This is a genomic window from Priestia abyssalis (assembly GCF_002019595.1).
GTDB classification, from domain to species: Bacteria; Bacillota; Bacilli; order Bacillales; family Bacillaceae_H; genus Bacillus_BA; species Bacillus_BA abyssalis.
The window spans coordinates 2,239,745-2,258,155 of the sequence record NZ_KV917369.1 but is presented as its reverse complement, the minus strand read 5'-3'; the positions used below and the strand labels follow the sequence as shown (position 1 = coordinate 2,258,155).

The following is an 18,411-nucleotide window of genomic DNA, read 5'->3' as shown; positions in this document are numbered from 1 at the left end:
AAAAGATAATGGAGCAAGCAAGAGTGAAAAACGATATTCGATGGTACAGCAGCCAATTTTGTGAAAGAAAAGCCGACATTTGAACTTTTGTTAAAAGAACCAATCACCGCTCATTATATGTATGGATTTGAAAAAGGGCGATCGCTTTTTCTGAAGATAGATGAATCTGATACCTTTTATCATACGCTAACATCTCAGTTGAACCATATTTAAAACATCCGCCCCTCCTTGTCGGAGAGACGGATGTTTTTCGATGATTATAACTGCTTTTTCACAAACATCGGAAGGTTTTCCAATCCAATCATGCGGGCATATACAAACAGTTGGCCTTTATGATGAATTTCGTGATCGCGCATCACATGAAGTACCGATTTTCCAGGCATTTGAGTCCCGAACAGTTTTGTTAAATCGACTAAACTGGAAAATTGATCTTCAGATAAACTTTCCATTGTCTCTCTTGTTTTTGCCGTTACTTCATGCACAAGCTGCTTTAGTTCTTCCGCCGTGTTTACTTCCGGTTGAGATCCTGCTGGGGGTACAAATGCCCCTTGTTTGACTGCTTCTGTAAACATATCGGCAGAAAACAGCATATGTAACACTAGTTCCTTCAATGTCATCGCCTTATCCCATGGACGAAAATTCAAATGTTCATCTGACACCATATCAACAATCTCATTTCCTACCAATCGATGGCGAAGCCAGCTGTTTGTAAAGTTTTGTGCTGCACTCATGTTTTTTCCTCCCTTTTTCACTTACCAAATATATCTATATTATTATAAAGAATTCGGCTTCTAACTTGCAAAAGATTTGATTGATCACACTCATGCTAAATTCTTTATGTTCATTCAAATACCTCGGCATATTTGTTTGATTTCTTGAATTTTATGCTCATCAATTGGAAGCCGATAGTCGTGACTCTCCCTTACGCCTCTTCCGAAATGAATTTCGTTTACCTGTGTTTCTTTCAAAAATGTTTCCAGTATCCCGGCTGTTAATCCAGCACCCGCCATAATGGCCAAGTGACTTACTTCCGTTTGCTTAACGAGCGCGCTATAACGTTCAAGGGCATCCATTGCTTCCCCTTGACCGCCGGATGTTAACACCCGTTGAACCTGGGGGAATGTTTTCAACATCGCCAAGGCTCCCAATTGATCCGTCACCTCATCAAAAGCACGGTGAAACGTAATGCCCAATCCGTCTGCATGCTTCGTCACGATATGTAAAAATTCCTCGTCAACCTCTCCTCTTTCATTAAGAGCTCCTGTTACGATTCCAGAGGCTCCCAACTGTTTGGCAATATGAATATCTTCCATCATCGTTTTCACATCGGCTTCTGTGTAAATAAACGAGCTGCTATGAGGCCTAATCATGACATATACAGGAATTTCTACTGCTTTCAATACTTCTTTCATCAAGCCATAGCTTGGCGTCAACCCGCCTTCGCTTATAGCAGAAACAAGTTCTAAGCGGTCTGCTCCCCCTTTCTCAGCTTTGATGGCATCCATTACACTCGTAGCAATGACTTCAACTATCATCGTAAATTTGCTCCTTTTTACTAGGTAAATATAACATTTTTTTATCGTTATTCTATATTCTATTTAAAACACAAAAGACCCTAAAAGCAAATCTTTCGCTGCTTTTAGGGTCTTTTGTTTTCTTAAATGTTTGAATAAGAGATGGTCATGAGCTCATTAAAATACACATTGTAAAGGGCTTTAACCGCTTTTTCAACACCATCTGCTTTTACTCCGAACATCATGCTCACTTCTGAAGAGCCCTGGTTAATCATCTCCAAGTTGACATTCGCCCGCGCAAAGGCCTCTGTTGCTTTAGCCGCGATCCCGACTGATTGATTCATTCCTTCTCCTACCACCATGACAAGGGCTAAACCACGCTCAACGTAAACGTTATCGACTTCCAATTCTTTTTGAATGCGGTCAAATACACGCTGTTCGACCTCTTGATCAAACTGGTTTTCACGGATGATAACGGAAATATTATCGATTCCTGAAGGAGTATGTTCATAAGAAATGCCTTCATCTTCCAGGATATGGAGCAGCTTGCGTCCAAATCCGATTTCACGGTTCATCAAGTATTTATCGACATGGATGTTGCAGAAACCATCATCACTTGCAATCCCGACTACAGGCGAATCATGATAGTTGCGTTTGGCTACAATATATGTTCCTGCCGCTTGCGGGTTATTCGTATTTTTTACACAAACAGGAATACCCAATTTATATACCGGCTCCAGCGCTTCATCATGGAAAACGGAAAATCCGGCATATGAAAGCTCACGCATTTCGCGGTATGTCAACTCTTTAATTTCATTCGGATTTGGAACGATCATCGGATTGACGCTGTAGATGGAATCTACATCCGTAAAGTTTTCATATAGCTCTGCTTTTACACCTGCTGCTAAAATAGAACCTGTAATATCCGATCCGCCCCGTGAAAACGTGACGATTTTCCCTTCCAATGAATAACCGAAAAATCCAGGAACGACCAGAACGCCCGTGCGTTCGCGAAGCTTCCAAATTTTCTTGTAGGATTCAGGCAGTACACGCGCATTGCCCGGCTCGTCCGTAACAAATATCCCCGCTTCTTTCGGATTTACATAATGAGCTTCAATTCCAAGCTGATTTAAATATGCCGCCATTAGTTTCGCGTTATTATCTTCACCGCTTGCTTTAATCGCATCAAGCAAACGAGTTGGTTCTTCATTATGTAAAGAACGAATCAATTCCTTTACATCATGCTCAATCCGATCAAGAATAGACGAATCTAGTCCTAACTCGTTCGCAATGGAAGCATATCGGTCAACAACACGACGCAACGGCTCCGTTATATCCCCGCCTGTTTTTACTTCCTCTGCCAATGAAATCAGCATATCGGTCATTTTAATGTCTTCTTTAAAACGTTTTCCCGGTGCGGAAACGACAATTACTTTACGCTCCGCATCCTCCATAACAATTTTTGCTACTTTTTCAAACTGCGCAGCACTTGCTACAGAGCTGCCTCCAAATTTTGCTACTTTCATGATAGACACACCTTCTTTTTGAAAATCATTCCATTGATTCTCTTATAATAGCACAATTTCAGCGGTTTTAAAGGGAAAATATCGAACTTTTCTAAAAATTAATGCTTGAAAATAGCATTAATTTGTGCTTCAGTGAAGAACATTTGTGTTTCAGGCGAGAACATTCACGGAAGAATTATTGTTTTTTTATCTTTTTATTTTGTCCAGTCCTCCCTCATATTGTGCATGTAAAAAGACAATACGGTTCTTAAGGCTCGCTTAAATTGATGCTGATTTCTATGTTCCAGTCGTGTTATTGAATCATCTTTTATCCAACTCGTTTCACGGTCTATATTTATTAATTACACATAACTTATAAGGCTAAGCTTACAATTCGTTCTCTAGACATCCGGGATCCGCTTGCGAGTCCATAAATTTCGACACAACCTTCTTTCATCATGTCGAAGTTTCTAGATGGATATAAAAAGGATTCTCCCTATAGAATCTCGAATCTACTACAAAAGTTTCCAAACGCGGTTAAGGGGGTATCGGTCATGAACTGTTTATTATTCGTAAGCGTCTTATTTGTTATTTTAGTTTCTTTATTGAAAATGAATACGAAAACACCCCATAACGAATAAGCATCGTTGTTGATTAAACATAAGGCTTTGTTAAACATTAATGTTGATAAATCGAATAAAAATATCGGGAAACCTGAACTCAAAAGGTTTCCCGATATTTTTTATAATAACGTACCGTTAACATAATAAAAAGATAACTTACACTTCAATTTGTTTCATTACTTTAGCTGGATTACCACCCACTACAACGCTATCTGGCACATCTTTAGTAACTACTGCACCTGATGCAATAACAACATTGTCACCTATCGTGACTCCTGGATTGATTATTGTACTGCCGCCAATCCATACATTGTTTCCAATGATAATGGGTTTTGCGTACTCTTTTCCAGAGTTCCGTTCAGTTGGATTAAGAGGGTGAGTTGCTGTATAGATATGTACGCCAGGCCCAAGCATACAATTATCTCCAAATCGAACTTCACAAACATCTAGGATAGTGCAGTCAAAGTTTGCAAAAAAGTTTTCTCCTACATATGTGTTATAGCCATAATCAAACCTTATATTTGGTTCCATATATACGTTTTCTCCAGTCGAACCCAATAACTCTTTTAATAATTTAACTCGTTTGTCACCTTCGTCTTCTAAAGTTTGATTATAAATTCTAACCAGGCTTCTAGCATTTTTTCGATCCTTTGATAATTCGGGGTCGGCAGGATTATACATTTCTCCTGCTAACATTTTTTCTTTTTCAGTTTTCATTCAACTACCTGCTTTCATTAAGGTTGATAACATATAAATCAACCTTACATGTATATACAAGTTTCTTCAAGCTTTTCTCCTGTTAACCTGCTCCGTTCATGAAAAAATTACATTGAATTTTGACAAACGCAAACTATCGAAGTAATAAATAATCAAAAATCAACAATTTTATCATTAATTCATGAAACAAGTCGCAAAACTATTTTTTTACTGAAAGGCCCCGTCACTGAATCCTTAATTTTACTGGATTCTCATGGCGGGGCCTTTCAGGAGGATGACTCAAAATGTGTGTGTTTTACACCTTTTGAGTCATCCTCTCTATTTTAATTGTCCATATAAGGACTGGCTGTCTATCGTCCAGCGGTCTGTCATTCCATCTTTCCTAAGAATAAAGCGAATCGTTGTGCGTTCTTTTCCGGCGTTCTTTCTATACATCTCCGCTTTCACCGGCATTTCCACCACAAGGATACCCTCACCATTTTTCAACGGATTCACCGTTGTATCGCCAAGTGCAATATGTTCAATCTTTTTTATGGCTTTTTCTAACCGCGTTTGCCCGTTACCGGAAGTCGTAAATCTGAATAACGCCGAATCCCCTTGATTGATACTTTCTGCAAATACCTCGATTACTTCGTCTGGTCCAGCCCCGTTTATATACTCATCCAGCTTTCCTGCTGCTTTTAAAATCATCAGTTCATGGGAGAAATCAGGATTTTTCGAGCGATGTGTTGTACTTCCAGAAAAATGAATGCAAAAATGGCCCGGGAAACCGTTTTGCAGTGCCCCCGCCCCATGCGGCATTCCATGCATCGATCCAGCAATAAGCTGATCATCAATCAATACGAGGGCAGCTCTTCTTTTCCAGCTCCATTTTCCGTTATAAACCTCTTTCATAATTTGAGTATCTTCATTTGTGAGCGGCTGTACATCCGCATGCTTGCTGCCCGCTCTTCGCTGAACGTTAAATTGTTTCCCTGTTTCCACGTCAATAACCGTAAATTTTGTTTTGTTTGGAATAATCTCATCAACTTTTTCCCAAGACAGCATTTCCAGGTTAAAGCTGATGGGTGAATCATCATCATCCAATTTATGGGCATAAGTGAAAGGAGGATCGGCAACCATCCCAAATAGAAGAAATAATACTAGTATGTATAGGTGTTTCGTTGTCATATGAATTCTCCTTATTTTTTTCTTATTTTTCCAAATGAGGCCCCTTCACATGACAACCAATATATGGTGTTATAGAACTCAGCATTTCGTGTTATACAATTTTTTTCTATTCGGTGTTACCATGATTTTTCGATTCTTTTTGCTTCTCTTAAATGGTTGAAGTGCTTCATATTCTCTTTTTGGAAATAAACAGAGGATCACACCCCTTATAAAGTTATTTCAAGAAAGAAAATTAAGGTTGTTAATCAAAATATTCCCAAGATTATTAAAGGTTAATTACTGTTTTATTACAATTCCAACAAAACATCTCTAAACATTCAGATTTATTTTATTATGACTGTATAGGATTTGACTATCATTTAAGGAGAAGTGTATGAAAAAGTTTTTCTTTATCTTCATTTTGGCTTTACTCCCCTTCGCCTCTACGACTGTAAGTGCCGAATCCGACTTACCTCTTATTAGTGAAGCCGGGATCATTATTGATGCGAAAAGCGGGATCGTATTATATGGAAAAAACGCAAACGAAAAAATGTATCCAGCCAGTCTAACGAAAGTCGCTACTGCTATATATGCTATAGAACACGGGGATATGAACGAGCTAGTGACTGTGAGCAAAAAAGCGGCTGAGGCAGACGGCTCTTCGGTATTTATTGAACCCGGGGAGAAAATAGAGCTTTCCAAATTGATTGCAGGAATGCTAATCAACTCCGGAAATGATGCAGCTATCGCAATTGCCGAGCATATGTCTGGCAGTGAAAAACGGTTCATGGAAAATTTGAATGAGTTTTTACGAAAAGAAGTAAACGTTACTAACACTCATTTTACGAACCCCCATGGATTGTTTGACGAAAACCATGTCACCACGGCCAGTGACCTTGCAAAAATTACCCAATATGCGATGAAAAATGAAATTTTCCGTGAGTATTTTGGAAAGAAGGATTTACCATGGCAAGTGGAAACATGGGATACTACTCTAGTTACCCATCATAAAATTCTAAAAGGCGAACTTCCCTATGAGGGAATCACCGGCGGAAAAACCGGTTTCGTTAGTAAATCCGGCTACACCCTGATTTCTACTGCTGCTAGAGGGGAACAGGACTTGATTGTCATCACTCTTAAAGCGCCTACAAATAAGGATGCCTACTCTGATATTGAGCTTCTATTCAACTATGGCTTTAAAAACTTTAAATCAGCCAAAATTGATAAAAAGAGCATACTTTATTCAGCAGATCATTCTCATTCCTACACGCTGAACGAAGACTTATACTATACTCATTTAATTAGTGATGAACCTAGTCTAAAAACCAGTAATAAGGGTATCCTCTCCATCACAAACCAAGAAGGGGCCGCCATCAAATCGTTTGACCTTAAAATGGTCGCTGATGTCAGGAACACAGAAGTGCTTCCTTCGATTAAAGAAGAAACAATCAATGAGGAAGCTACTACATTTTCTGTCTCATCTCTAGGATGGATAACCTGTGTCATTTTTATTATTGTGATAACGGTTTTTCTAAAAAAAAGCAGAAAAAAACGAAATGATGTTAGAACTCGTTACTAAAGGACCAAAACGGATGGATTCGTATGATAAGGTCAACCAGTAAAATTTGATTGGCCTTATCATACGAACCTCCACGTTTGTTTAAGAAGAAAAGGAGATGCCCTCTTTTTTTCGAGCAAAAAAGAGGGCGCCAGTAAGTCTTCTTTCGTGTATTTTTCTTTATCCGGCAGTGCCCTAATAGGAGAAGCAGATGTGCACAGATTCCTTTGATCCAGCTTCTTACAATCGTGACACAAAAGCTTTCACCATCTCATTAAATTCCTGCCATCTTCTTGTCGGAACTTGATGGGTAACACGCGGGACAATATGGTACTGCACGTCTTGTACATATTTTTGATAAATGGAAATGTATTTATTGATATAATCGGAACGGCTTCCGTAAATTAACAGAAACGGACATTGGAGCGATGGCAAATGAACACGCCCGTCATATTGATAAGATATCTTGTAGAACTGTTTCCAAACCGATGGATTCGCTTTGTTCATATGCTCTTTCAACTGTTCGCGAAAAAACGGATCTTTCGTATGGCTCGTTGAAATGACATTGGCGAGGAAGTAAGAGCGTTTCGGTAAAAGCTTTATTCCAGATACATGTTCCATCTTTAAAACAGCCGTGCTTACCATTGGAAACCCGCCTGATAAAATCAATGCCTTTGTTCTCTTAGGATACGTAAAAGCAAATTGCTGAGCAATGATGCCTCCCGCTGAATAACCGCATATGACGGCTTCTTCAATCTCCAATTCATTTAATAATTGTCTCACTTCTTCCACATACATTGGAACGCTCACTTTTTCTGTTCGTGTATCGCTGTCGCCGTGCCCGCTTAAATCCATGGTGATAATTTGAAAATCGTCACATAATTGTTTTTGCTCCCGAAACACCATTCTTCCCATTCCGGGAGGATGAATGAATATAATGGGTGTGCCCTTTCCGTGTTTTTCATAAGCGATTTTTTTGTCGTTCATCCACATTTCCAGCATATCATTCTCCTTTCTGCCGCTTTGACAAACAATCAACCACCCACAAGTTCAATTTTATACGTGTTGCAGATGCCTCTTTTTTTTCGGATCAATAGCAAAAAAAGAACATAATAGAGCAGGTACACAAATAAGAGCTGCGGTAAAAAAAAGCCATTGGGCAGACTTGTCCATTAATACTGAAAATAATGGCGGTCCGGCCGCCACACCAATAAATCGCATTGAACTGTAAAGTGAGGTAATCGTACCTCGCTCTTCTTGTTCCGTCCCTTCTGTAATAAGAGCATCTAATGCCGGCAAACACGCTCCAATGCCTATTCCGCTGACAAACATGATCGCTAATAATCCCCAAATATTCTTGATAAAGGCTGCTGAACATAATGTAACGGCTAAGACAGCAAGACCAGTGACAATAATCCATTTCATCAACACTTTGTTTTTCTCAATTTTTTCTCCTGTCACATACGAGGCTAAACAAAGACTGACAAGAGGAATCGCCAAAAACAACCCTTTTTTCACTCCGGTAACAGCCTGCTCTTTTTCCAATGTACTGGATAAATAAAACAGAACACCAAATAAAACAAGCATCACAATACCCCCGATGGCAAAAATGGCATACAACCACCGGCCATCTTTTTTGAAAACCGCTCTTAGTGAATGGATAAACTCACCAAATGGTATGGGTTTCTGGTTTGTCTTGGGCGCTTTCACAAAAAACAAGATCAACAAAATGGAAAGACCGGATAAAACGGGAATTGCATAAAAAGGTAAATACCAAAACACCCCGGCTAAAAAAGCACCTAATATAGGACTTAATACTTTTCCAAATGTATTGGCTGTTTCAATTTTCCCAAGGCTGCTGCTTACCTTTTTTTCATCTTCGCCAAATAAATCTCCCACTAACGGCAAAACAATTGGAGCTGCCCCCGCAGCGCCTATCCCTTGAAGAGCCCTGCCTATCATGATGAACATATAAGCTTTCCCTCCCATTCCGGCTGCGAATCCGCATATGATTCCGCCAACCCCTGCTAAAATCAGGCTCGGAATAATAACCTTTCGTCTGCCAATACGATCTGATAAATATCCGGCAATCGGAATGCAGAATATGGCAAAGATAGAATAAATCGTAATAATTAGACTCGATTGAAACGAAGAAATGCTCATTTTTTTCTCCATCGTAGGCAACACAGGAATAAGCATTGAATTGCCAAGTGTCATCACAAGAGGGATTGAAGAAAGAGAAATGACAGCCAATGTACCGCTGCCTCTCTTTGCGTCTGTACTCTTCATCGCAATACTCCTTTTATTTTCCATTAATGCAATCTTCTTTATTGTTTCCACTACCTTAAAATATTCTCTTGGAAAAAAGAACAAAAAAAGAAGGTTTTCCTGCAAGTCGCTCAAGATAAAAATGAACTTTGCAAGAAAACCCTTTCGTGCCCCGCTATTTTTTCTAAATGGCTAAGGGCATGAAAATTAGATTCTACTGTTATATTTTTGGTGGCTAATTACTTTTAGTCAAAATGGATTTTAGTTCTTCGATCGAGCCCAAAAAACTCCCTTCATGAACCATCCGAATACATTCCATGATCTTTGAGCCGCTTATGTTGTCCGGAATCACGGCAAATTTTTGACTCTTTGCTTCCTTCATCATAGCTGTTAATAACTTTTGTACATTGCTTTCATTTGTGGCCAAAAGGTTCTCCCACCGAAGGTCAGGAGAAATGTAATACGTTTTATACAGTCCCTCATCTTCGAGCAACCCATCTACTTCCTTTACACAAATGCCCCTCACTAAAAAATCCGTGCGAATAGTCTTTCGTTCGGCTTCAAATAACTCGTTCATCTTCTTCAAAAGGAGCAAATTAATAAGGAGAGGCGCCTCATTTTCTTGAAGCAGGACTTGCCATTCTTCCATTGTATACTCCTCACTTTTCGGCAAGGGCGATGCGGATACCAATCAGTGCAAAAAGCCCCGCTTTTCCTTTATTTATGTAACCATTCATCTTTGGATATCGAAGAAGTCTTTGGCCGATACTCCCTGCAAACATGGCAACGAGTGAGAAAATGACAACCGCTTGAATCATGAATACGAGCCCTAAAACAATCATTTGCAGCACAGGACTTCCCGCTTTTGTTGATACAAATTGAGGCAGAAGCGCTAAAAAGAACAGCGATACTTTCGGATTTAAAATATTCATTAAAATCCCTTTTCGATAAAGTGACGGCAAACTCCGTTTCTCCACTCCATCGGCCGCTAAAGGCGCATTCCCTTCTTTAAACGCCTGCCACGCCATATATAGCAAATAAACAGCACCTGCATATTTAACGATTTGAAACGCCGTATTTGACTGGTATAAAACGGCTGAAATGCCTAATGCGGCTGCCATCGTATGTACCGTAATCCCCGAACAAAGACCAAGAGCCGTCGCTACCCCCGCTCTTTTTCCGTTCGACATGCTTTGTGCCATCACAAACAAAATATCCGGTCCCGGCGCTAATGTCAGGACAATGGCGACCATGAGAAAAGAACCGATTAACGAATAATCCACCTGTATCCCCCGCTTTCATTTGATACATCATCCATCATATTAATCATACTATAATCTATTTACAATTTCTCCTTTCCCCCATCAAATAACATAATATTTTGAATTTAACAATAAAAATTTCAAACGAAAGAGAAGGATTTTGAATAAACCATTATCAAATGAGAACGTTTAGAAAGTGGAACCATTTCACAATGGAAGACCCTTTCCTGCTCTAGGAATGAATGATTCCTCCAATCAGTGAGAAACTATTTTTCAGTACCTCTGTGAAGAAAAATCGTACAAAGAACGTCTTTTCTTTTGTTGACAAAACAGAACGTTTGTTTGTATTATAATAGAGTAATCATAAATACAAAAAGAGGAGGAATTGGATGAAAAGCTGGACAGAGGAAGTACAAATCAGCACCCCGATTGAACATGTATTTTCATATTTCAATGGGTCGCTGGATCAATTGCGAAAAGTGATGCCTCAAGTAATTGAGAACAGGCCAATTAAAGAAACCGATGAGGTTATTGGAAGCATTTATCGCCAAAAATATAAGGAAGGCGAAGAAATACAAGAGTATGATGTAGAGACACTTGACTATGTAAATACACCCGATTATAAAACATTAAAAATTGGGTTCGTCCTTGCTGACATGTTCGATATTACCGCTACATACGATTTGAAAAAACTCGATGAACAGCACACATTATTTACATATACAGCTACGAATGCAGCGTTAAACGAACAGGCTGAATCATTCTTGAAATTCGCTACGAACCAAGTCGTGATTGATTTTGTCAATCGAGTAAAAACGATTGCGGAATCTGAATATAATAGATAATTTTTTGTACATTCAAAAAACATTACAAGGAGTGTTGAACATGAAACAGCAAGCAACCCCCTATCTTACATTCAACGGCAATGCAAGAGAAGCATTAGAATATTATAAGGACGTATTCGAGGGAGAAATACTCGGAATCCAGACTTTTGGTGAAGCAGACTTTCCGACCCCTCCAGAAGTAGATGATCGAATCATGCATGCGCAATTCAAAAAAGATGGTTTATTCCTCATGGTATCTGATGCATTTTTGGGCCAGTCGATCGAAGCCGGCAACCATATTTCATTAGCGCTTGAAATGGAAAGCGAAGAAGAAATCCAAAAATTATATGGTGCATTGAGTGAGAAAGGTTCTGTATTAATGGAGTTGCAGGATACATTTTGGGGCGCGAAATTCGCCAAAGTGAAGGACTGCTTCGGAGTCATCTGGGATTTAAATTATACAAAATCTTAAACTATAAAATCAGCTGATGCGTATAAACAAATACGCATCAGCTGATTTTATATTACTTAACATAATTTTATTATCGTTTATAGGTTCTCATTACATCTAAAATGCATCCTGCTCTCTTTCTAAACTTGATGTTGTGAGTGTATTTTTTCGTTGAATCGTATCGTTATCCAACAACTTTTGCATATTTTCCGCGTATGTTTGTTCGTTCGTTAATCCATCCATTTGGGCTTGTTCATACTCCTCCTGCGCTTTAGCAGTACGTTTTGCATATGGCAATGCCTCTAAACGCTCAAATGGGATTTTCTCCCCCGTATCGACACACACTCCATACGTTCCTTCTACCATTCGCTCCAGGGCTTCCTTAATTTCATTTAATCGCTCTTCATCGGCCGCTTCAAGTGTTTGTTCTTTTTGACGTTCATATAATTCGGTTGATGAATCAGCCATGTGATTATCTATACCAGTGTTCAATTCCCCTGTCGCTTCGTCCATTGATGACAAGCTTATCTCTTCCCGCCTGTATGTTAATTCATGCTTCATCTCTATCAATCTATTTTTCAACTGTTTCATTTCAATTTCTGTTAGTGTCATGTAAATCCTCTCCTTTTCGTATATCGCTATCATTCCCCCTCTCGATTATTCTGAAACATCGGGTAGATGATTACACTCAAAGTTCTTTACCGTGCTTTTGTATAAATTATAGATTGTCAAATATTTACGTGTAGATAGGAGCATATGAAAGAGAATCTGAATACACTAATTAGCGTAACCGCAAATCTTTTAGATATCCCAAATCCACATCCCATGGCATTTACCCCCTTGTCCCCTACTATTCATTATTAGGGGATTTGTCTATTTTTTTGACATAACCTTAACAAATTCTTATTTTTTACATACCTTGTTATTAGTAATCAGAAAGGGGGATTCAATATGTTTGGATTTGGAGGCGGCTATGGCGGCTATGGTGGCGGATGCGGTTATGGTGGTAGTTATGGCGGATGCGGTTACGGTGGCGGATTTGCCTTAATCGTTGTATTATTTATTCTTCTCATCATCATTGGAGCAGTTTGTTGGAATTAAAGATAAAACGCAACTCGAGAAGAAAATCTGAAAGACGATGAATCTTGTAGATAAAACAGACAATCCGTATTAAATTCATAAAAGAGCCCCTCTCAAAGAAAGGGGCTCTTCTTATGTCAAATCCTCTTCTTCATACCACATTGCCGGCACTCCCGAATAAATTCAAAGTTCTTTGCCGTACTGTTAAACAGTGCATGATTACAGTTGTCACAGCGCCCGCCGATGCGATCTGGTAAATCTTTATAATCATAAACCTTTGCTAAATCAATGTTTGCGTACTTATCCTCACTCATGATCTACACCTCGTTTTAATTCTGCTTTTCTATAATAGCAGAAACCTTAACCAAAGATTATTTGTATTTTTTTCCCGCTAAGTGGCAAGTATAGAAATGAACCAAAAGGAGGAAACAAATGGAAACTAGTATGAGTGTTGATGAAGTTGTGAACCAAATTTCTGAATTAGTACAAAAGGAAGGTAAGTCCCCTCGGAAGAAGGAGGTGAAAAAATCCAATCCAGAGCTAATGAAAAACGCATTGTATTATTTTCCTAACTGGGAAGCTGCAATAGAGCAAAGTATTAATGCTTAACCTTAGATAATACATAATAGGCCCTCACTCCATATAGGAGCAAGGGCTATTTTTAGTGCGCCCAGCATGGGCGCACTAAAAAAGCCCCGATACCAGAGGTACCAAGGCTTTGAATGATTAGAATTTATTTTGATAGTTTACTAATTCCCACGTATGAACCGCTGTACGATTTTCATTCATCAACATAAACAGCACTCAAAGCTCTTGGAAAACCCGCTTAATATCACGATTTAACAAATGTCATCATTGAAATAAATCAAGATGAATCATGTAAAATCGGGCAAATTTCGGGCGATTTACCTCCTGCGTATCGGGCAGTTTTTAAACTGCAAACAAAAGAGCACAGCGTGTATAAGTAGTGTTGGTAGCACTCTTATACCGTCCGCCTACTCACGATAGGCAAACACTTGCTGTACCCTTATGCATAATTTTACATTATGTGTTTGGACAAAGCAACGGTTTGCTATCACTGGTGAATCGTTGCTTTTTTGTTTCCAAGAGGAGACGAAATACAAATGAAGAAACGCATCGACGTAATTGCGAGTAAAGAAGCGTTCGCCAATCTATCATCCTTTAAAAATATTGAAGAAATGAACAAGACTGTAAGAGCGTACAAAGAGGTTATCTGTGCGTCTATTAAGCGTGCTGACGTACAAGCTAGACTTGTTACTCTATTAGAACTTTTAAAGCGTCACAGCTGCAAGCAAATCGGTGTGAGCTATATGTGTAAGAATACGATTGCTAAAAAGATGGAGATTTCTTATAAAACAGTTCAGCGCCTTATGAAAAAGTTAGAGGACCTCGGTATGATCCGCCAGGTGGCGATGAAGCGCAAAAGTGACATGCTGCAGACAGCAAATGCCATTATCATTCAGCCTGTAGAAGATATGTCCGGCAAGACTCCTGCTCAAAAGTCCGAGAAGTGTCCGGCCATTAAGACAACTACTTCTTCTTTAAAACAAAATATTAATAATAAACGTAATAGCGCTCCAACTACATCTCATGTGGATAAATCTATTGATTACCAAGAACTGAATTTTGTTGCACACTGGGTTCCAGAGCGTTTTACCGGTTTAGTTAGCTGCTTCTACAAAAAAGCTGAAACTATTCAGGAGTTTTGGAAAGTCGTTAGACAATGCAATAAAGTCGTAAACCATGTGGATGGAGAAAGAGCCTTTTCTAATGACCAAGAACTAAATATTGCTATCATAGCATTTAAAGAGTTTGTGATGAAAGTTAAATCTGGCAAAAAGATGCACAAAGGTATCTTTGCTTATTTCAATGGAATTGTGAATAAATTGATGGATAAGTTTTATTTTGATGCAGACTTCATGGGGGATTCAATTCATTAAAACGATGATTTATGGGGTATGTAAAGAACCTCTTGAGTGAGAAGGGCTTTATTTATAGTTCGCACAACAAATATTTCACCGAGCAGCTGAACTCCAATCTTAGGTAAAAACATAAATCTAAAAGGTATTCCCTCTAACAAAGGAGAATTATGTAAATTATAAGGACATTTTACCTATATAGGGGGATACAGAATGAAAAAGAAATTAATAGCTGGTATTGCAGGAATCTCATTATTATCCGGTGGCATAGGCGTGTATGCTGGGGAAGTTATTAAGTCATATAAGACGCCCCGGGGAAATATCGCTACCGTGGAACAAGAAAACATACATAAAAATCGTATTGGACTTACGGTGAATGGAGAAGAAATTAAGCAACCAACATGGTATCATGATCAAGAAAAGACATATGTTCCATTGCGCGCCGTCAGTGAGGCTCTTGGTGCTAAGGTGAACTATAATCAAGAAACCATGTCGGCTGATATAACATTAAAAACTACCAATGATTTAAAAGCATATGGCAATTTTTTAGCTTTGTATGGAGATTATCGCACAGTAACTCGTGATATTCATAATTTGCATGATAATTTATTGAATGCTGCGATTCGTCTAAATAATGGTGACTCCGCTCAATATATCGTCACATCTTCCGACTTCAAATCCATTAAAACTCAATTAGATAACCTAATGATTAACATCAATGCTGTCGTTAAATCAAGCTCTGTTAATGGATTTTACACAGTTAATGAAGAAAATCAGATATCACTAATCTTAGATAACATCGATAACGCCATGTCGGAATACGAAAAGGTATTTAGCATGTTAGATAACTTTGCTCAAACTGGCAACATAGACACACAATCTTACATAACTAAAAATGATTATGCTGTGTCGTTCGCTCGGAAAGCTGCCGATTTAGCTGAACAAAATTTTAGCAGAGTGGAGAACATGATTAATTCTTATTAAGTTCTAAAAATCCCCTCTCGGCTGAGAAGGGATTTTTCCATTTTTCACATAAACAGTGACATGTCTTTAAAGTTTAGGGAATATAATTCCTAAGGTGGTAATCTATTCTGGGATAAAGGATGGATTTTATCATGAATGAGTACGTACAACACATTATTGAAAGACTTAATGAATTACCAAATTTGCTTTTCGACAAAAGAATGGAGTATCAAAAGTACTGCCGCAGAATACAGGAAATAAAACTTGAAATTTCAAAGATTGAAGTAGACCTATACAATAACGATCAAATCGAGGTTAGAAATGAGTTAACAAGAACAGCTTCCATTCTCCCCCACACTCAAGAACTTCACGAACATTTAATCTCAATCGAGTATTCAGCACAAAAAAAGAAACACGAGTACGATCTGTTGAAACATGAAATGGAAAACTTAAGGTGCATTGGCCAATTACTTATATCAAGAGGTGAATCTATATGAGGGAAAGAAAACAAATAAACGGTCTTCTTGAAATGTGCAAAGATTTACAGTATAAGGTCCATATGGGTGATTATGACTGCAGCGAGAGCTCAATACGCTTTTCGTGTGATTTACTTTTAAGAAATATGATTATGATTTTAGAGTTAGAAGAAAACGGAGAGAACTTTACTAAAGAATTAAAGTATCTAAAATCAAATATAGTTGGGACCTATAGACATATAACTAAAGATTATAGCGAAACTACACTTAGCAAATACAACTTAACTCATTCCTAACTATAAATAAACAGAAAGAACCCTTCTCAGGTGAGAGAGGGGCTCTTCTTATGTCAAATCCTCTTCTTCATTCCACAATTACGGCACTCACGAACAAATTCGAAATTCTTTACCGTACTTTTGAATAGCGCATGATTGCAATTGTCACAACGGCCGCCGACTTTGTCCGGCAGCTCATTGTAATCGTAAATTTTACTTAAATCGATATCTGTGTACTTATCTTCATTCATGATCTACACCTCATTTGAATTCTGCTTTTCTATAATAGCAGAAACAACGAGGCTTTGAATCACTACTTTTTCTAAATAAAAAAGCCCATCTCGAACAAGAAGGATTTTTCTTACCTGACAAATTAGAGTCGGGAACAGATAGGTACCTAGCATTAAAAAAAGTTGTGGATATTTTTTATTAAGACTATAATGACTTTAATGTTATTTTGCAGGAATCTAGAGTATAAATACCGTATATCTCAATAAGATTTACTAAAGAAAGGAGTGAAATTTGTAATGTTTAAGGGGGTATTAAATATTAATCCTATGTTAAAAAAAGTTTTACACTATGTCTCTATGTGCGGAACCTATATGATGTTGTTTGGGATAATATTTCTACTTCAAAAATATACAATAGGTATCATTTTTTCTTTAAACCATAGAAGTTTTCTTAATGTTCCCTTAGATATACTCTTTTTCACTCCATCTACCCTACTCTTAATTAAACGCTTTTTTAAAATTTCCTCACCATATTCTAATGATTAATCTTCTCGGATTTTTTCTTCGAGAAGATTTTTTAATTCTGGCGGTAGGTCAGCCTTTACTTTCGCTAAAGTTTCGATATGGCTATTTTTCAACTTTTCATAATCATCTATCTGCTCTAAGAGCTTGTCCTCAAATAGACCTTTAAAATGAGCTTCATGCTCCTCGTTTGATTTTGATACACCTTTAAATTTGCTTCCGGTAAGGAACACAATTAGCAAGCCGATACCCAAGATTAGATTTGGAGCATTTGAGAAGAATTCAGTAAAACCTGGTGATTGAACGTTTAATTTTAAATCTAAGTCCTTTTTATCATATTCCTCTTCTATCCCTGCGATTTTATTAACCATAGGAACTAAATCAACAATACTGTTCACAAAATTAACCAAGTCGTAAGCTGGAATATCTCCTTCTTTTTCAACAGGTAACACTAAATACGCTTTACCATTCTTAATAAAGAAGGAATGTAATGTCCTGTCAATAAAATGGGCGTAATCATTAGCATTACTGATGGTTTGGTGAGATTGCATCATTCTAAATAGATAGGGATCCAAGTCCAGTCTATTTACAGTTTTAATCCACTCAACAGTTCTTGCTTTGACATAAGGGCAGGCACCCTCGTCGATTTTTGTTTCGCTCACTTCTCTAATCTTTGGTCCACTTTGAATAACTCCAAATCGAATCAATGTTGAACTTTCACTTGGAATCATTACTACATCGCCTATTTGCATTTCATACAAAAACCGGTGAATTTGTCCATAAATTCTTCCAGGTTGTTCCTCTGGATAAGCTACTTCAATCTCTTTAGCGATGGTATCATTTTTTCTTTTTTCCTTGAACTTGCTAAAATCCGTAAATTCATCCCAACCAATGGCGATATAATTGCCAATAAAGAATTCATCAAAATAAGCTCCAGCTTTTGTCCGAACTAACCAATAATTTCGATCATCATCAATTTCGACTACAGGTAAATTGTACTTTTGTATAAATTCTCGACTTTGTGCTTCCATATAATTGTAATCCCCCTATTTTA

The 18,411-nt window shown here is 38.1% G+C and carries 21 protein-coding genes; 8 read left to right on the top strand and 13 right to left on the bottom strand.

Annotated elements, in window-relative coordinates; genetic code table 11:
- Positions 1 to 257 precede the first annotated feature (257 nt).
- The 5 genes from BK575_RS10455 to BK575_RS10435 form a co-directional block, all read right to left on the bottom strand.
- A complete protein-coding gene (locus tag BK575_RS10455; RefSeq protein ID WP_078410322.1) occupies positions 258 to 731 on the bottom strand; it encodes a DinB family protein in 474 nt (157 codons plus the stop codon).
- Between the two features lie 114 nt (positions 732 to 845).
- Positions 846 to 1,535 (bottom strand): copper homeostasis protein CutC, encoded by a 690-nt coding sequence (locus tag BK575_RS10450; RefSeq protein ID WP_078410321.1) that lies wholly within the window; start codon positions 1,533 to 1,535, stop codon positions 846 to 848.
- A gap of 122 nt (positions 1,536 to 1,657) precedes the next feature.
- A complete protein-coding gene (locus BK575_RS10445) occupies positions 1,658 to 3,040 on the bottom strand; it encodes an aspartate kinase (protein ID WP_078410320.1) in 1,383 nt (460 codons plus the stop codon).
- Between the two features lie 758 nt (positions 3,041 to 3,798).
- Positions 3,799 to 4,359 carry a sugar O-acetyltransferase gene (locus BK575_RS10440; protein ID WP_078410319.1) on the bottom strand — a complete coding sequence of 187 codons (561 nt, stop codon included), beginning with the start codon at positions 4,357 to 4,359 and terminating at the stop codon, positions 3,799 to 3,801.
- A 318-nt stretch (positions 4,360 to 4,677) separates the two neighbouring features.
- Positions 4,678 to 5,529 carry a hypothetical protein gene (locus tag BK575_RS10435; RefSeq protein WP_078410318.1) on the bottom strand — a complete coding sequence of 284 codons (852 nt, stop codon included), beginning with the start codon at positions 5,527 to 5,529 and terminating at the stop codon, positions 4,678 to 4,680.
- Positions 5,530 to 5,902: 373 nt separating this feature from the next.
- On the opposite strand from BK575_RS10435, the gene BK575_RS10430 reads away from it, so the two are divergent.
- The gene (locus BK575_RS10430) at positions 5,903 to 7,087 is read left to right on the top strand and encodes a D-alanyl-D-alanine carboxypeptidase family protein (RefSeq protein ID WP_078410317.1); all 1,185 of its coding nucleotides are present in this window, start codon (positions 5,903 to 5,905) and stop codon (positions 7,085 to 7,087) included.
- Positions 7,088 to 7,306: 219 nt separating this feature from the next.
- On the opposite strand, the gene BK575_RS10425 is transcribed toward BK575_RS10430, so the two are convergent.
- The 4 genes from BK575_RS10425 to BK575_RS10410 all read right to left on the bottom strand — a co-directional run bounded on the left by BK575_RS10425 (position 7,307) and on the right by BK575_RS10410 (position 10,617).
- Positions 7,307 to 8,068, bottom strand: a complete 762-nt coding sequence (locus tag BK575_RS10425; RefSeq protein ID WP_078410316.1) for an alpha/beta fold hydrolase — start codon at positions 8,066 to 8,068, stop codon at positions 7,307 to 7,309.
- Between the two features lie 54 nt (positions 8,069 to 8,122).
- Positions 8,123 to 9,355 (bottom strand): MFS transporter, encoded by a 1,233-nt coding sequence (locus BK575_RS10420; protein WP_235867360.1) that lies wholly within the window; start codon positions 9,353 to 9,355, stop codon positions 8,123 to 8,125.
- A 214-nt stretch (positions 9,356 to 9,569) separates the two neighbouring features.
- The gene (locus BK575_RS10415; RefSeq protein ID WP_078410314.1) at positions 9,570 to 9,983 is read right to left on the bottom strand and encodes a type I restriction-modification system subunit M N-terminal domain-containing protein; all 414 of its coding nucleotides are present in this window, start codon (positions 9,981 to 9,983) and stop codon (positions 9,570 to 9,572) included.
- A gap of 10 nt (positions 9,984 to 9,993) precedes the next feature.
- Entirely contained in the window at positions 9,994 to 10,617 is a 624-nt protein-coding gene (locus BK575_RS10410) for a LysE family translocator (RefSeq protein ID WP_078410313.1), read from the bottom strand.
- 368 nt (positions 10,618 to 10,985) lie between these two features.
- On the opposite strand from BK575_RS10410, the gene BK575_RS10405 reads away from it, so the two are divergent.
- On the top strand, positions 10,986 to 11,441 hold the full coding sequence (locus tag BK575_RS10405; protein ID WP_078410312.1) for a hypothetical protein: 456 nt from the start codon (positions 10,986 to 10,988) through the stop codon (positions 11,439 to 11,441).
- Positions 11,442 to 11,481: 40 nt separating this feature from the next.
- Positions 11,482 to 11,892, top strand: coding sequence for a VOC family protein (locus BK575_RS10400; RefSeq protein WP_078410311.1), 411 nt, complete (start codon positions 11,482 to 11,484; stop codon positions 11,890 to 11,892).
- Positions 11,893 to 11,988: 96 nt separating this feature from the next.
- On the opposite strand, the gene BK575_RS10395 is transcribed toward BK575_RS10400, so the two are convergent.
- Positions 11,989 to 12,483, bottom strand: a complete 495-nt coding sequence (locus BK575_RS10395) for a TraR/DksA C4-type zinc finger protein (protein ID WP_078410310.1) — start codon at positions 12,481 to 12,483, stop codon at positions 11,989 to 11,991.
- Between the two features lie 339 nt (positions 12,484 to 12,822).
- Here BK575_RS10395 and BK575_RS10390 point away from each other — a divergent pair, with 339 nt between their 5' ends.
- On the top strand, positions 12,823 to 12,972 hold the full coding sequence (locus BK575_RS10390) for a YjcZ family sporulation protein (protein ID WP_034328549.1): 150 nt from the start codon (positions 12,823 to 12,825) through the stop codon (positions 12,970 to 12,972).
- Between the two features lie 116 nt (positions 12,973 to 13,088).
- Here the strand turns inward: BK575_RS10390 and BK575_RS28530 are convergent, their stop codons facing one another.
- Positions 13,089 to 13,265, bottom strand: a complete 177-nt coding sequence (locus BK575_RS28530; protein WP_169907717.1) for a hypothetical protein — start codon at positions 13,263 to 13,265, stop codon at positions 13,089 to 13,091.
- Between the two features lie 118 nt (positions 13,266 to 13,383).
- Between BK575_RS28530 and BK575_RS28525 the strand changes: the two genes are divergently transcribed.
- The 4 genes from BK575_RS28525 to BK575_RS10375 all read left to right on the top strand — a co-directional run bounded on the left by BK575_RS28525 (position 13,384) and on the right by BK575_RS10375 (position 16,351).
- Positions 13,384 to 13,560 carry a hypothetical protein gene (locus BK575_RS28525; RefSeq protein WP_162831905.1) on the top strand — a complete coding sequence of 59 codons (177 nt, stop codon included), beginning with the start codon at positions 13,384 to 13,386 and terminating at the stop codon, positions 13,558 to 13,560.
- A gap of 515 nt (positions 13,561 to 14,075) precedes the next feature.
- Positions 14,076 to 14,912 carry a helix-turn-helix domain-containing protein gene (locus BK575_RS10385; RefSeq protein WP_078410309.1) on the top strand — a complete coding sequence of 279 codons (837 nt, stop codon included), beginning with the start codon at positions 14,076 to 14,078 and terminating at the stop codon, positions 14,910 to 14,912.
- Between the two features lie 192 nt (positions 14,913 to 15,104).
- Entirely contained in the window at positions 15,105 to 15,875 is a 771-nt protein-coding gene (locus tag BK575_RS10380; RefSeq protein ID WP_078410308.1) for a stalk domain-containing protein, read from the top strand.
- A 131-nt stretch (positions 15,876 to 16,006) separates the two neighbouring features.
- Positions 16,007 to 16,351: a hypothetical protein gene (locus tag BK575_RS10375; RefSeq protein ID WP_078410307.1), complete on the top strand. Its 345-nt coding sequence runs from the start codon at positions 16,007 to 16,009 to the stop codon at positions 16,349 to 16,351.
- A 328-nt stretch (positions 16,352 to 16,679) separates the two neighbouring features.
- On the opposite strand, the gene BK575_RS28520 is transcribed toward BK575_RS10375, so the two are convergent.
- Together BK575_RS28520 and BK575_RS10360 are read right to left on the bottom strand one after the other, a co-directional pair.
- Entirely contained in the window at positions 16,680 to 16,856 is a 177-nt protein-coding gene (locus BK575_RS28520; protein WP_169907715.1) for a hypothetical protein, read from the bottom strand.
- A gap of 521 nt (positions 16,857 to 17,377) precedes the next feature.
- Complete coding sequence (locus BK575_RS10360; protein ID WP_078410304.1) at positions 17,378 to 18,388, bottom strand: restriction endonuclease; 1,011 nt, start codon at positions 18,386 to 18,388, stop codon at positions 17,378 to 17,380.
- Positions 18,389 to 18,411: the final 23 nt, after the last annotated feature.